This window comes from Methylobacterium oryzae, assembly GCF_021398735.1.
GTDB lineage: Bacteria > Pseudomonadota > Alphaproteobacteria > Rhizobiales > Beijerinckiaceae > Methylobacterium.
In genome coordinates, this window is record NZ_CP090349.1 from 5,310,170 (window position 1) to 5,322,500 (window position 12,331).

Consider the following 12,331-nt stretch of genomic DNA (forward strand, 5'->3'; position numbering starts at 1 on the left):
GCCCGCGTGCCGCGGTGCAAGAAGCCCTCATGCTGAAGGGAGCGTCAGGAAACATTGGCCGAGATCGTCGGTCGGCCATACTCTGCACCCACGATCTTTCGCGGAGACGGCGCCCCGATTAGTGTCCGGCATGTCCAAACCACAGCCTCATCCTGAGGTGCCGGAGCGCGGCGGAGGCCTCGAAGGAGCCCTCCAGCCGGCCGCGCGACCCCTGGAGCCCTCCTTCGAGGCCCGCTGGCGCGGTCACCTCAGGATGAGGGCGTGGGGTGGACGTTTCGCTGAAACCGAAGCCCCTCTCGCCCGATGGGCCCGGCCCCGGCGCCCAGCCCCATGAACGCCCCGGATCCTGCCCTCGCCCGGGCGCTCCGCAAGGAACCGCCGCGCTCGCCCCCGCGCCGCCTGTGGAAGCGCGTCAGCCGGGCGATCGGCGACGTCCTGCCGAAGGGCCTCTACGCCCGCTCGCTGATCATCATCATCGCGCCGGTGGTCCTGCTCCAGTCGGTGATCGCCTACACCTTCATGGAGCGGCACTGGCAGCTCGTGACCAAGCGCCTGTCGGCGGCGGTCACGGCGGACGTCGCCGCGCTGATCGACATCTACGAGAGCTACCCGCAGGACAAGGATGCCGAGACCCTCGCGCGCATCGCCGGTGAACGGCTGAACCTCGACCTCGACATCCTCAAGGGCGCCAAGCTGCCGCCCCCGGGCCCGCGCCCGTTCTTCTCGATCCTCGACGAGGCCCTGTCCGACGAGATCAAGCGCCAGATCCGAAGACCGTTCTGGATCGACACGGTCGGGCGCTCGAACCTCATCGAGATCCGCGTGGCGATCCCCGACGGGGTGATGCGCATCACCGCCCGGCGCAGCCAGGCCTACGCGTCGAACTCGCACATCTTCCTCGTGTGGATGATCGGCTCGTCGCTGGTGCTGCTCGGCGTCGCGATCCTGTTCCTGCGCAACCAGATCAAGCCGATCCTGCGGCTCGCGGCCGTGGCGGAGGGCTTCGGCAAGGGGCGGGAGATCGAGTTCCGGCCCCGCGGTGCCCGCGAGGTGCGTCAGGCCGGCCACGCCTTCATCGAGATGAAGCGGCGCATCGAGCGGGCGATGGAGCAGCGCACGACGATGCTGAACGGCGTCAGCCACGACCTGCGCACCATCCTGACCCGGTTCCGCCTGTCCCTGGCGCTGATCGAGCAGACCGAGGAGATCGAGGATCTCAGCCGCGACGTCGACGAGATGAGCCGGATGCTGGAGGGCTACCTCGCCTTCGCGCGGGGCGATTCGGCCGAGCCCGCGACGCCCACCGACATGCGCGCCCTGCTGGAGGACCTGCGGACCGACGTCGAGCGCCTCGGCGCCCACGTCTCCGCGGTCGATCTCGCCGGCGCGCCCGAGGTCACGGTGCGGCCCGGCGCCTTCCGGCGCTGCCTGTTCAACCTCGCCGCCAACGCCGTCCGCTACGGCGAGACGGTGGCGATCTCCGGCCGGCTGGAGGCCCGGACCTTCCTCGTCTCGATCGACGATGACGGGCCCGGCATTCCGGCGGAGAGCCGCGAGGACGTGTTCAAGCCGTTCGTGCGGCTCGACGACGCCCGCCAGGATGCCGGCGGCTCCGGGCTGGGCCTGTCGATCGCCCGGGACATCGCCCGGGCCCACGGCGGCGACATAACCCTGCACGACAGCCCGCTGGGTGGCCTGCGGGCCACCGTCCGGGTCCCGGCCTGAGCCGGATCCGGCTCAGGTATCGGCGGGCCGGCGCAGGCGCAGGAACTCGGCCTGCACGTTGCGGATCAGGTGATCCATGCTCGCCTCGTCGAGGGCGGCGCTCGTCAGCCGGGCGCGCAGGCCGGCCTCGCCGTTCCAGGCGTAGCCGGCCTCGAACGGCAGGTGGCGCCGCAGGAGCGGACTCACGACCGACTCGCGCCGGTAGGCGGGATGTCGCAGCAGCCGCCCGATATGGAGCGCCAGCGTCTCGACGCTGGAGGATCTGGAGCCTGAACTCCCCGCTCCCTTGCCTTTCGAATCGACCGATGCCCAACGCATACGTGTCCGCCCTCCCGGAGACGCCACTGTTGCGCGAAATGATTGCGCATCCATGAGCGTTCGGGCGAGCCGGCGAAAAACTGCAGCTCGCGGGGTCCCAACCTTCGCAGCGCGGTGATATGCAGGGGCGCTTTCCCAGGGCCGCGGTCAGCCGCGCGCCGGATCCCGAGTGCCGAACATGAACCCGCTCGTCCCGCTCTTCGCCCTCATCTCGCTGCCGCTCGCGGCCATCGGGCTCGTGCTCTACACCGATGAGGGCATCAACCCGGACCTGTTCTACGCCTCCGTGAAGACCTTCGTGATCCTGGGCGCGATCGCCGCGGCGATGTCGTTCGGCGCGATGAAGCTCTCGGAGCGGTCCAAGCACTGACGTCCCACCGCCCGGAGGGCGCGATGCTGCACGTGGTCCCGGCCTTCTCGCGCATCGGCGAGGAGAACGCCTTCGCGGTTCTGGCGCGGGCCCAGGCCCTCGCCGCGCAGGGGCGGGACGTGATCAACCTCGGCATCGGCCAGCCGGACATGCCCACGCCCGCCCACGTGGTCGAGGCGGGCATCAAGGCGCTGCGCGACGGACACCACGGCTACACGCCGGCGGTCGGCATCCCGCAGCTCCGCGAGTCGGTGGCCCGCGACATCCACCGCCGCCACGGCGTCGAGGTCTCGCCGGATTCCGTGATGATCGTGCCGGGCGGCAAGGTCACCATGTTCATGGCGATCCTGATGTTCGGCGCGCCCGGGACCGAGATCCTGTATCCGGACCCCGGCTTCCCGATCTACCGCTCGATGATCGAGTTCACCGGGGCGACGCCCGTGCCGGTGCCGATCCGCGAGGAGAACGGCTTCGCCTTCTCGGCGGCCGAGACCCTGGCGCTGATCACGCCGAAGACGCGGCTGCTGATCGTCAACTCGCCCGCCAACCCCACCGGCGGCGTGACGCCGAAGGCCGAGATCGACGCCCTGGTGAAGGGCCTCGCCGAGCACCCCGACGTCGCGGTGCTGTCGGACGAGATCTACGGCACCATGACGTACGACGGCGAGACCCACCACTCGCTGCTGAAATATCCCGAGATCCGCGACCGGCTGGTCTACCTCGACGGCGCGTCGAAGACCTACGCGATGACCGGCTGGCGGCTCGGCTGGTCGGTCTGGCCGAAGCCGCTCTACGACGCGGCGCGCAAGCTCGCGGTCAACGCGCATTCCTGCGTCAACGCGGCGACCCAGTGGGCCGGCATCGCGGCGCTCGACGGACCGCAGGCTTGCGTGGCCGAGATGGTCGCCGAGTTCGACCGGCGCCGGGCGATCGTGGTCGACGGGCTGAACGCCCTACCGGACGTCTCCTGCATCGCGCCCAAGGGCGCGTTCTACGCCTTCCCGAACATCGCCCGGACCGGCTGGAAGGCGAAGCCCCTGGCCTCGACCCTCCTGGAGGAAGCGGGTGTGGCGGTGATCGGCGGTCCGGATTTCGGCGTCCACGGCGAGGGCTACCTCCGCCTGTCCTACGCCAATTCGGCCGAGAACATCCGGCGGGCGCTGGAGCGGATGGGCACGTTCCTCAGCACGCACAGGCCGGGCTGAGAAGACGCCCCGTCGCCGACCTCGGCAGGGACGCCATCATCCGCGCCGCCGTCCTCGCGAGCGCGGCGAAGCGATCCAGTCGCCGCGACGACCGCCGAAGCTGGGCAGCCCTGGGTCCTTTCGCAGCGCTCGCGATGACGGTTGTGGCGACCGAACCGTTTGAACGCACACCGGTTCGACCGGCACGCCTCAGGACTTGCCGGGCGCCCGCTTGTCGATCCAGCCGACCAGCCAGTCGGCGATGTCGAGGCTGTTCTTGTCCTGCATCAGCATGTGCGAATTGCCGTGGATGCCGATCTCGGGCAGCAGGATCAGCTCCGCCTTGCCGCCCGCGGCGTTGGCGGCCGCCACGAAGCTGCGGCACTGCTTGAGCCGCGGCGCCCAGCGGGGCGAGGCGTCGACGTAGTCGCCGAACAGGACGAGGATCGGCAGGTCCTTGTAGGGCGCGAGGTCGTCCTTGGCCGGGTCCGGGCAGGCGGCCGGCTCGATGGCCACGATGGCGCGCAGGCCGGTCCGATCGAGGGCGGCGGTCTGGAACGGGTAGATCCCCGACTGCGAGTGCGAGATCAGCACCGCGCCCTTGAGCCGCTTGGCGAGCTCCGACAGGGCCGGCACGGTCGGGTTCGGCACCGGCAGGGCGGCCGACCAGTCCGGGACCATCTGCTTCCAGAACTCCCCCTGGGCCTCCAGGGGGAACTGCATGCCGGGGAACACCTTCGGGTATTCCGGCCCGAACCGGAAGATCGCCCAGGCCGGCTCGCGCCCGGCCGAGAACACGGCCGGCAGCGTCTTGGGGTCGGCCTGCCCCGTCTTCACGGCGTTGATCTGGGCCGGGCTCGCCGCCGAGCGGCCGCGCCAGGCCTGGTCGATCACGTAGGTCGGGAAGCCGCGCCGGACGAGATACTCGTCCCAGCCCATGCGCCCGTCGGGCGTCGTCTCCCAGGTCTTGCCGGTGAGGCAGCAGCCGTGGATCAGGACCAGCGGCGGCCGTCCGGCATTCACCGGGACCTGGTAGCGGACGTAGATCTGGTCGACGCTGATCGTGCCCGACGGCGCGTAGGCCGGCAGCGTCGAGAGCGTGTCGGACTGGACGTCGCGGCCGCCGACGAAGAAGCTGCCCTGCTCGGCGATCGTCAGGGGGCCGGCGGCCGGATCGGCCGCGCGCGCGGAGCCGCCGGCGATCAGCATGGCTGCGACCAGCGCGCAGGCCCGCCGGCGGGCGCGCCCGGGCGCGGGCACTGACAGTCCTGCCATGAAATGTCCCGTCCTCCCGCGCGCGGGCCGTCCTCCGGACCCGTCGTCGCGCGGGAGCCTAGCACGAAGCTCGGCCGCCGTGGGAGATCCGCCCTTCGGGCAGGTTGCCAGTCAGGCTCCGATGTCGCGCTCGACACGCTCGACCGCCTCCGCGGGCAGGTCGAGGGCCTCGGCCAGCATCTTCAGGAACTGACGCTCCTGGAGCGTGTCGGGCTCGATGGCGAGTCGCGCCGCCGCGAAGATCCGCGCCGCCGCGTCGGGATCCGCGACCCGGTCGGCGATCGCGTCGACGTCGGCCGGGTCCGCGAGCTCGCGCTCGAGCCAGGCTCGACCGTCGGGATCGAGGCCCGCCTCCGCCACGGCGGCGTCGAGGCGCCTACGTTCCGCGGCGTCGACCATCCCGTCGGCCGTCGTGGCCGCCACCATGGCCCGCAGCATCAGCCGGGCCTCGTCCTCGTCGACCTTCGTGAAGTCCGGGCCCCCGGCCTCGGGCGGGGGCGCCCCGCGCAGCGCCCGGTAGGCGAGGCCGCCGATCAGCGCCAGTCCGCCGAGGGCGGCACCGGCGGCGAGCCCGCCGCGCCTCGACCGCACGAGCGCGTCGACGATCCGTCTGCTGTCAGCCATGCCGTCCTCCCGGTTTCCGATCCAGATCGGATCGGAAACCTCCCGGGAGGCGCTCGGGTTCAGCCGCGCTCAGGCGTCGGCCTCGTCCTCGTCCTCGTCGATATCCACGAGGAAGACGATGTCGGCCTCGTCCTCGTCGTCCGAATCGGACCCGGTGTGGCGCGGATCCTCGACGAAATCACCCTCGCCGTCGTCCTCGGCGAGGGCATCCTCGAAGATCTCGACCTCGTCCTCGGTGGCGGCCCGGACCGTGAGCGCCGACGTGCCGTTCCAGACCGGCTTCCCGCCGGTCGTCATGGTCCGGATGTCTTCCTTGAAGCCGTCACAGGTGAAGAGGTCCTTGGCGGACGCCTCGTCGCTGTTGATCACCGCAACGGCGGTGCCGTCGATCTCGAGCGTGAACATGGCCGGCATCCCTCTCGTAACCGTCCTCAGGCGCGCCCGGTCAGCGGGCTGGCGCACGGGTGCGACGCGCTGCCCCGGGAAGAAACGTCTCGGTTTCGTCCGTCTGACACGAGCGTCGCGCGGGGATGCTGTAGGGGTGAAGCGGACGGCCGCCAAGCCCGTCGCGGCCCGACCCGCACGATTCGGCGCGGCACGGATCCTGCGCCCATCAGGGCGGCCACAGTCTCGAACACGAAGGATCACCCGCGCATGCGGATCAGGCTCGGCTGCGAGATGCGCTACGCCTTCCCCTACCCCGTGCCCATGGTGGTGATGCTCAACGTGCATCCCTCCGGGGCGGCCGCCCTGGAGGCGCCCGACACGCTCCGGACCGATCCGCCCGTCCCGGTGGCGATCTACCGCGACGGTTTCGGCAACCTGTGCGGCCGGCTGACCGCGCCCGCCGGCAACTTCACCGTCGGGACCGACGCCGTGATCCGCGACAGCGGGAGGCCCGATCCGGTGCACCCGGAGGCCGCGCAGCACGCGATCGAGGAGTTGCCGGCCGAGACGATCGCGTTCCTGCTTCCCAGCCGCTACTGCGAATCCGACCTGCTGGCCGACGCGGCGTGGCGTCTCTTCGGACATACCGAGCCCGGCTGGGCCCGGGTGCAGGCGGTCTGCGACTTCGTCCACGCCCACATTGTGTTCGGCTACGAGTTCGCCCATCGCGACCGCACGGCCGCGGACGCCTACGCGGGCGGGCGCGGCGTCTGCCGGGACTTCACCCACCTGGCCGTCGCGTTCTGCCGCGCCCTGAACATCCCGACCCGGTACTGCACCGGCTATATCAGCTTCATCGGCGAGCCCGAGCCGCACCCGGCGGGCGACTTCGCGGCCTGGATGGAGGTCTACCTCGGCGGCGCCTGGCACGTGTTCGACCCGCGCAACAACAGCCCGCGGATCGGCCGGGTCATGGTCGCGTACGGCCGGGACGCCGCGGACGTGCCGCTGACCCACACGTTCGGACCGAATCCCCTGGTGGGCTTCCGGGTCTGGGCCGACCGGATCGACCACCTGGACGCCTCGGGCGACGCGCCGGTCCTGCCGGAGGAGCCCTTGCCGCCGCAGAGCATGGCGACACGGACCGGGTGAGCGTCAGACGCCGGCGCCGCGGGCGATGGCGCGCTTGACCACGCCCTGGACGTCCGGGTTCGAGAGGAACAGGTCGTGGTTGATCAGGCCGCCGCCGTAATCGGAGGCGTCGGCGACGCGCACGCCGAGCGCCTCGAGCTTGGCGCGATCGGCGGCACCGGCGCGCACGCCCCCCGCCAGCGCGGCGGAGAGCTCGAGCGCCCGGTCGTTGGTCGAGGAGATCACCGTGATCTTCGAGACGTCGGGTCCCATGCGGGCGACGCCGTTGGAGAACAGGTCGAAGTCGATGTCGGGGGCGGCCAGCACCACGGCGCCGATCCGCGACATCGCCGCCTCGCCCGCCTCGGCGCGGAGCATCCGCAGGGTCTCGAGGGTCAGGAGCGTGCCCATCGAGTGCGCGACGATGTTGATGCGGCCGCCGCTGGGCGAGGCGGCGAGCGCCTTCAGCAGGTCCTCGAAGGCGTCGCGCGACCAGAGGGCGCTCTCGCGATCGTAATTGTAGTCGAGGGTCGCGGCCGCCGACGGCCACGTGAACAGGCCGGAGACGCCGCGGAACCGGATCCCGTCCGAGAGCCGGGCGGCGCTGACCGCGGCCGATTCGAACGATTCGCGGTAGCCGTGGACGTAGATCAGCACGTCGCGTCCGAGGGCCGCCTGGGCGAAGGCCTCGGCGGCGCCCGGTCCGGATTCGGATTTCGGAACCGCGCCGATGGTCCAGTCGCCGGTGATGACGGACGAGACCTTGCCGAGCAGCGAGCGGTCGGGCGGTGACAGGCGCACCTCGGCGAAGCTCAGGCCGCGGCCGCGGTCGCTGCTGAAATACGGCGGCCGGGGCGGGTTGCCCACGGGCTTGCGGGTCGTGGCGACCAGCAGCACCGGCATGACGTCGAGGGCCGACTGCTTCTCGGGCAGCGCCGCCCCGGACCCGAGGTCGTCGGTGACGCAGGCGCCGAGCGACGGGGCGAGGCCCGCGGCGCCCGCGAGCGCTCCGAAGCGAAGAAGGATGCGGCGTGAGACGATCTGGCTCGACATGATCCGGTTACGCTCGGGCGGGACGCCTTCCGTTGCCCAGGATCGTGACCATCGCGGGGCACGAGCGACGCGACGCGGCGTGAATAGCGGGCACGGCCGGGCTTGTGGTGGGCGGGACACAGGCCGGCCATCCCCCGACCCCGACGCTCTCCCTCTCGACGGCGGCCGTCGCCGCGGCCATGAAGGGAGCATGACGCCGTCCACCGACATCGAGAGTCTCCGCGAGCGCCTGCTGCGCGGCGACCGCGCCGCTCTGGCCCGGGCCATCACGCTGGCCGAGTCCAAGCGCGCCGATCACCGGGCGCTGGCGGCGAACCTGATCGACTCGGTCCTGCCCGAGACCGGCCGGGCGATCCGCGTCGGCATCACCGGCGTCCCCGGCGTCGGCAAGTCGACCACCATCGACGCCCTCGGCTCGAACCTCACGGAGGCCGGTCACAAGGTGGCGGTGCTCGCGGTCGACCCGTCCTCCTCCAGGACCGGCGGCTCGATCCTGGGCGACAAGACCCGGATGGCGCGGCTGTCGCACGATCCCAAGGCCTTCATCCGCCCCTCCCCCTCCTCGGGCACGCTCGGCGGCGTCGCGGCCAAGACCCGCGAGACCATGCTGCTCTGCGAAGCCGCGGGGTTCGACGTGATCCTCGTCGAGACGGTCGGCGTCGGCCAGTCGGAGACGGCGGTGGCCGACCTGACCGACTTCTTCCTCGTGCTGATGCTGCCCGGGGCAGGCGACGAACTGCAGGGGATCAAGAAAGGCATCCTCGAACTCGCCGACATGATCGCGGTCAACAAGGCCGATGCGGGCGAAGCCGAGCAGCGCGCCAACGCGGCGGCGTCGGAGTACCGGGCGGCGCTGCACATCCTCACCCCAGCCTCGGCCACCTGGACGCCACCGGTCGTGACGATCTCGGGCTTCCACAACCTGCGTCTCGACGCGCTCTGGGCGAAGATCGTCGATCACCGGGAGAAGCTCACGGCCACCGGCGAGATCCAGGCGAAGCGCCGGACCCAGGACGTCAAGTGGATGTGGGCGCTCGTCGACGAGCGCCTGCACCAGCGCCTCGTCGGCTCCCCGGAGGTCCGCCGCCGCACGGCCGAGGCGGAGGCCGGCGTCGCCCGGGGTGAGATCTCCCCGGCGGCCGGCGCGGCGGCCATCGCCGAGTTGATCGGGCTCTGACCGGTCCCGGCCGCCGCGCAGGCCGAAGGCGCACAATTTCGCGGTGATCGGGGGCACAAACGCCATCTCGCGCGTTCGGTGGACGACGGCGTAACGAGCGGCGCCCGTGTCGCGACGCCGCGCTCACGTCCAGGAGAGTGCCATGGTGGATACGGATCGGATCGTCGGCGGCGCCAAGGAGGCCGTCGGCAAGGTTCAGGGCGCGGCCGGCGATCTCGCCGGCTCGAACCGCGACTCGGTCGAGGGACGTTTCCGCGAGGCCCAGGGCCAGGCGCAGAACGTCTACGGTCAGGTGAAGGACAGGGCCCGGGACATCGCCGACCGCGCCGGTGACTACGCGAGCGACGCCTACGAGCGCGCCGGCGACGTCGCGGAGGACGTTTACCAGCGGGGCGGCTCGTACCTGCGCGACGGGCGCAGCGCGGTCGGCGCCCGGGTGGAGGAGAATCCCCTGGTCGCGCTGCTGATCGCGGGCGCGGTGGGCTACGGCCTCGCCCTGCTGGTCCACGGCCGCCGCTGACCGGGAGCGGCCCCGCCCGGGCGCGGGCGGGGCCGACCCTTGTACGAGGCGCGCCTGTCGAGGCCGGGCGCGCTACTGCGCGGTCCAGCCCCCGTCCATGCTGATGTTGGCGCCGGTGATCTGGCTCGCCGCGTCGGAGCACAGGAACACCGCCAGCGCGGCCACCTGGTCGACGGTCACGAACTCCTTGGTCGGCTGCGCCTTCAGCATCACGTCCTCGATCACCTGCTCCTTGGTGAGGCCGCGGGCCTTCATCGTGTCGGGGATCTGCGCCTCCACGAGCGGCGTCCAGACATAGCCCGGCGAGATGCAGTTCACCGTGATCTTGTGGGGCGCGAGTTCCAGAGCCGCCGTCTTGCTCAGGCCCGCGATCCCGTGCTTGGCCGCCACGTAGGCCGACTTGAACGGCGAGGCCACCAGCGAGTGGGCCGAGGCCGTGTTGATGATCCGGCCCCAGCTCCGGGCCTTCATCCCGGGGATCGCCGCGTGCATCGTGTGGAAGGCCGAGGACAGGTTGATCGCGATGATCTGCTCCCACTTCTCGGCCGGGAACTCCTCGATCGGCGAGACGAACTGGATCCCGGCATTGTTGACCAGCACGTCGACGGCCCCGAAGGTCTCCTCCGCCTCGCGCACCATGGCGGCGATCGCGTCGGGCTGGCTCATGTCGGCGGCCGAGTAGCGGGCCTTGACCCCGTAGGCGCTCTCGATCCCGGCCCGCGTCTCCTCGATGGCGGTCGCGTCCCCGAACCCGTTGAGGACGACGTTGGCCCCCTCCGCCGCGAAGGCGCGCGCGATGGCGAGCCCGATGCCGCTGGTCGAGCCGGTGACGAGGGCGGTCTTGGTCTTGAGAGTCATGGAGCCTCCTGGGACGCGGGCGCCCGGCCGAACGGTCGGGGACGGCGCGCTCGCGGTGGGACAGGTCGCGACCTAAGTAGCGCGGGAAGGGGATGCCGGCACAGGGTCGCCCGGAGGCGGTGCGGGCACGATGTCACCGGCGGCCGACTGCGGGCGCGGCGTGGCCGGGAACGCGATCTCGACCCGCAGGCCGGGCCCGTTATCGGCGAGCCGCAGGCTCCCGTGGTGCAGGCGCACGACGGCGTTGACGAGGCTGAGGCCCAGCCCGAAGCCGGGCCGCGAACGGGCGTCCTCGAGGCGCACGAACCGGTCGAGCACGCGGGCCCGTTCCGCCTCCGGAATGCCCGGGCCGTGATCGGAGACGGCGAGGCGGATCGACTCGCCGTCGCGCCACGCCTCGAGCGTCACGCTGGTCTCCGCCCCCTCGGATTCGGCCCCGTATTTCAGGGCGTTGTCGATGAGATTGGCGAGGGCCTGACCGATAAGCTCGCGGTTGCCCGCGATGGTGAGCCCGTCCTGCGCGTGCACGGCGAGCGTCAGCCCCTGATCCTCGGCGAGCGCCTCGTACAAGTCACCGACGCTCCGGATCGTCTGGCCCAGATCCAGCGGCACGAGGATTTCCCGGGCTGACCCGGCCTCGAGCCGCGCGATCATCAGGAGGGCGTTGAACACCCGGATCAGCCCGTCGCCCTCCTCGATCACGGCTTCCAGCGCCGCGCGCAGCTCCTCCGGCGTGGAGGCGCGGCGCAGGGCCTCGTCGGCACGGTTGCGCAGGCGGGTCAGCGGCGTCTTGAGGTCGTGGGCGATGTTGTCGGAAACCTCGCGCATGCCGCGCATCAGCTCGCCGATGCGCTCCAGCATCTGGTTGAGGCTCGATGCGAGACGGTCGAGTTCGTCGCCGTTCCCGGCCACGTGGAGCCGGTCGTCGAGATCGCCGGCCATGATCGCGCGGGTGGTCTGGGTCATGGCATCGACGCGGCGCAGCACCCGGCTCGCTGCGAGCCAGCCCCCGATCACCCCGAGGATCACGACGGCGGCGAGCGAGGTGATGAAGGCGCGCCCGATCACCGCCCGCAGCCGGTCGCGCTCCTCGGTGTCGCGCCCGACGAGCAGGCGGAACCCGCCCGGAAGGGTGAAGACCCGAACGATCGCCCGGTGCGCCTCGGCATCCGCGTCGTTGCGGCCGTAGCGCGTCTCGCTCTGGCCCGGCGTCGCCAGCACGGCGGCGGGCACGTAGCCGACATTGCCGACGACATGATCGCCGCCGGCCGTGGTCACGAGGTAGAGCGAGGCGCCGGGCTCGCGAGAGCGCCGTTCCACCACGGTGATCAGCCGCCGCAGGCCGCCGGCATTGTACTGTTCCGACAGCCCGTTGATCTCGGCGTCGATCGTGGAGACGATCTGGTCGTCGAGCACCGCGCGGGCGTTCCACGCGACGTAGCCGAGCGCCAGGAAGGCGCAGAGGGCGAAGATCGCGAGGTAGGCCAGCGACAGCTTGAACGCGGTGGTGCGGAACAGCTTCTGGAAACGCGCCGCCGCGGTCTCGCGGGCGATCGGCGCGTCGGTCCAAACCTCGCTCACCCGGCCGCGCCCTCGTCGTAGCGCAGCACGTAGCCGGCGCCCCGAACCGTGTGGATGATCGGCGACGCGAAGCCCTTGTCGAGCTTGCTGCGCAGGCGCGAGACGTGGACGTCGATGACGTTGGTCTG

14 protein-coding genes (1 of these 14 only partly in view) are annotated in these 12,331 nt (G+C 71.4%); 6 read left to right on the plus strand and 8 right to left on the minus strand.

The genetic code is table 11. The features are described from left to right. Positions 1 to 330 precede the first annotated feature (330 nt). Positions 331 to 1,725, plus strand: a complete 1,395-nt coding sequence (locus LXM90_RS25375) for an ATP-binding protein (RefSeq protein WP_020096349.1) — start codon at positions 331 to 333, stop codon at positions 1,723 to 1,725. Between the two features lie 12 nt (positions 1,726 to 1,737). Here LXM90_RS25375 and LXM90_RS25380 read toward each other — a convergent pair whose 3' ends face one another. Next, positions 1,738 to 1,911: a hypothetical protein gene (locus LXM90_RS25380; protein WP_020096350.1), complete on the minus strand. Its 174-nt coding sequence runs from the start codon at positions 1,909 to 1,911 to the stop codon at positions 1,738 to 1,740. 310 nt (positions 1,912 to 2,221) lie between these two features. On the opposite strand from LXM90_RS25380, the gene LXM90_RS25385 reads away from it, so the two are divergent. Both LXM90_RS25385 and LXM90_RS25390 read left to right on the plus strand, forming a co-directional pair. Next, positions 2,222 to 2,413 carry a hypothetical protein gene (locus LXM90_RS25385; protein WP_026605443.1) on the plus strand — a complete coding sequence of 64 codons (192 nt, stop codon included), beginning with the start codon at positions 2,222 to 2,224 and terminating at the stop codon, positions 2,411 to 2,413. Between the two features lie 23 nt (positions 2,414 to 2,436). After that, on the plus strand, positions 2,437 to 3,618 hold the full coding sequence (locus LXM90_RS25390) for a pyridoxal phosphate-dependent aminotransferase (RefSeq protein ID WP_020096352.1): 1,182 nt from the start codon (positions 2,437 to 2,439) through the stop codon (positions 3,616 to 3,618). A 189-nt stretch (positions 3,619 to 3,807) separates the two neighbouring features. On the opposite strand, the gene LXM90_RS25395 is transcribed toward LXM90_RS25390, so the two are convergent. The 3 genes from LXM90_RS25395 to LXM90_RS25405 all read right to left on the minus strand — a co-directional run bounded on the left by LXM90_RS25395 (position 3,808) and on the right by LXM90_RS25405 (position 5,901). Further along, positions 3,808 to 4,872: an esterase gene (locus LXM90_RS25395; RefSeq protein ID WP_026605444.1), complete on the minus strand. Its 1,065-nt coding sequence runs from the start codon at positions 4,870 to 4,872 to the stop codon at positions 3,808 to 3,810. A gap of 111 nt (positions 4,873 to 4,983) precedes the next feature. Then, positions 4,984 to 5,496 (minus strand): DUF533 domain-containing protein, encoded by a 513-nt coding sequence (locus tag LXM90_RS25400; RefSeq protein ID WP_020096354.1) that lies wholly within the window; start codon positions 5,494 to 5,496, stop codon positions 4,984 to 4,986. Positions 5,497 to 5,565: 69 nt separating this feature from the next. Further along, positions 5,566 to 5,901, minus strand: coding sequence for a hypothetical protein (locus LXM90_RS25405; RefSeq protein ID WP_026605445.1), 336 nt, complete (start codon positions 5,899 to 5,901; stop codon positions 5,566 to 5,568). A gap of 249 nt (positions 5,902 to 6,150) precedes the next feature. On the opposite strand from LXM90_RS25405, the gene LXM90_RS25410 reads away from it, so the two are divergent. Then, a complete protein-coding gene (locus tag LXM90_RS25410) occupies positions 6,151 to 7,035 on the plus strand; it encodes a transglutaminase-like domain-containing protein (protein WP_020096356.1) in 885 nt (294 codons plus the stop codon). Between the two features lie 3 nt (positions 7,036 to 7,038). Here LXM90_RS25410 and LXM90_RS25415 read toward each other — a convergent pair whose 3' ends face one another. Beyond that, complete coding sequence (locus LXM90_RS25415; RefSeq protein WP_020096357.1) at positions 7,039 to 8,067, minus strand: alpha/beta hydrolase; 1,029 nt, start codon at positions 8,065 to 8,067, stop codon at positions 7,039 to 7,041. A gap of 190 nt (positions 8,068 to 8,257) precedes the next feature. On the opposite strand from LXM90_RS25415, the gene meaB reads away from it, so the two are divergent. After that, the gene (gene meaB / locus LXM90_RS25420) at positions 8,258 to 9,244 is read left to right on the plus strand and encodes a methylmalonyl Co-A mutase-associated GTPase MeaB (RefSeq protein ID WP_020096358.1); all 987 of its coding nucleotides are present in this window, start codon (positions 8,258 to 8,260) and stop codon (positions 9,242 to 9,244) included. Between the two features lie 142 nt (positions 9,245 to 9,386). Beyond that, entirely contained in the window at positions 9,387 to 9,764 is a 378-nt protein-coding gene (locus LXM90_RS25425) for a CsbD family protein (protein ID WP_020096359.1), read from the plus strand. 72 nt (positions 9,765 to 9,836) lie between these two features. Here LXM90_RS25425 and LXM90_RS25430 read toward each other — a convergent pair whose 3' ends face one another. The 3 genes from LXM90_RS25430 to LXM90_RS25440 form a co-directional block, all read right to left on the minus strand. Further along, positions 9,837 to 10,622, minus strand: a complete 786-nt coding sequence (locus tag LXM90_RS25430) for a 3-hydroxybutyrate dehydrogenase (RefSeq protein WP_020096360.1) — start codon at positions 10,620 to 10,622, stop codon at positions 9,837 to 9,839. A gap of 72 nt (positions 10,623 to 10,694) precedes the next feature. Beyond that, the gene (locus tag LXM90_RS25435; protein WP_020096361.1) at positions 10,695 to 12,203 is read right to left on the minus strand and encodes a HAMP domain-containing sensor histidine kinase; all 1,509 of its coding nucleotides are present in this window, start codon (positions 12,201 to 12,203) and stop codon (positions 10,695 to 10,697) included. After that, on the minus strand, positions 12,200 to 12,331 hold the 3' portion of the coding sequence (locus tag LXM90_RS25440; RefSeq protein WP_020096362.1) for a response regulator transcription factor. 564 nt of this gene lie beyond the right edge of the window; the window shows 132 of its 696 coding nt (coding positions 565-696); its start codon lies beyond the right edge, outside the window; its stop codon occupies positions 12,200 to 12,202. The genes LXM90_RS25435 and LXM90_RS25440 overlap by 4 nt, the downstream gene beginning before the upstream one ends.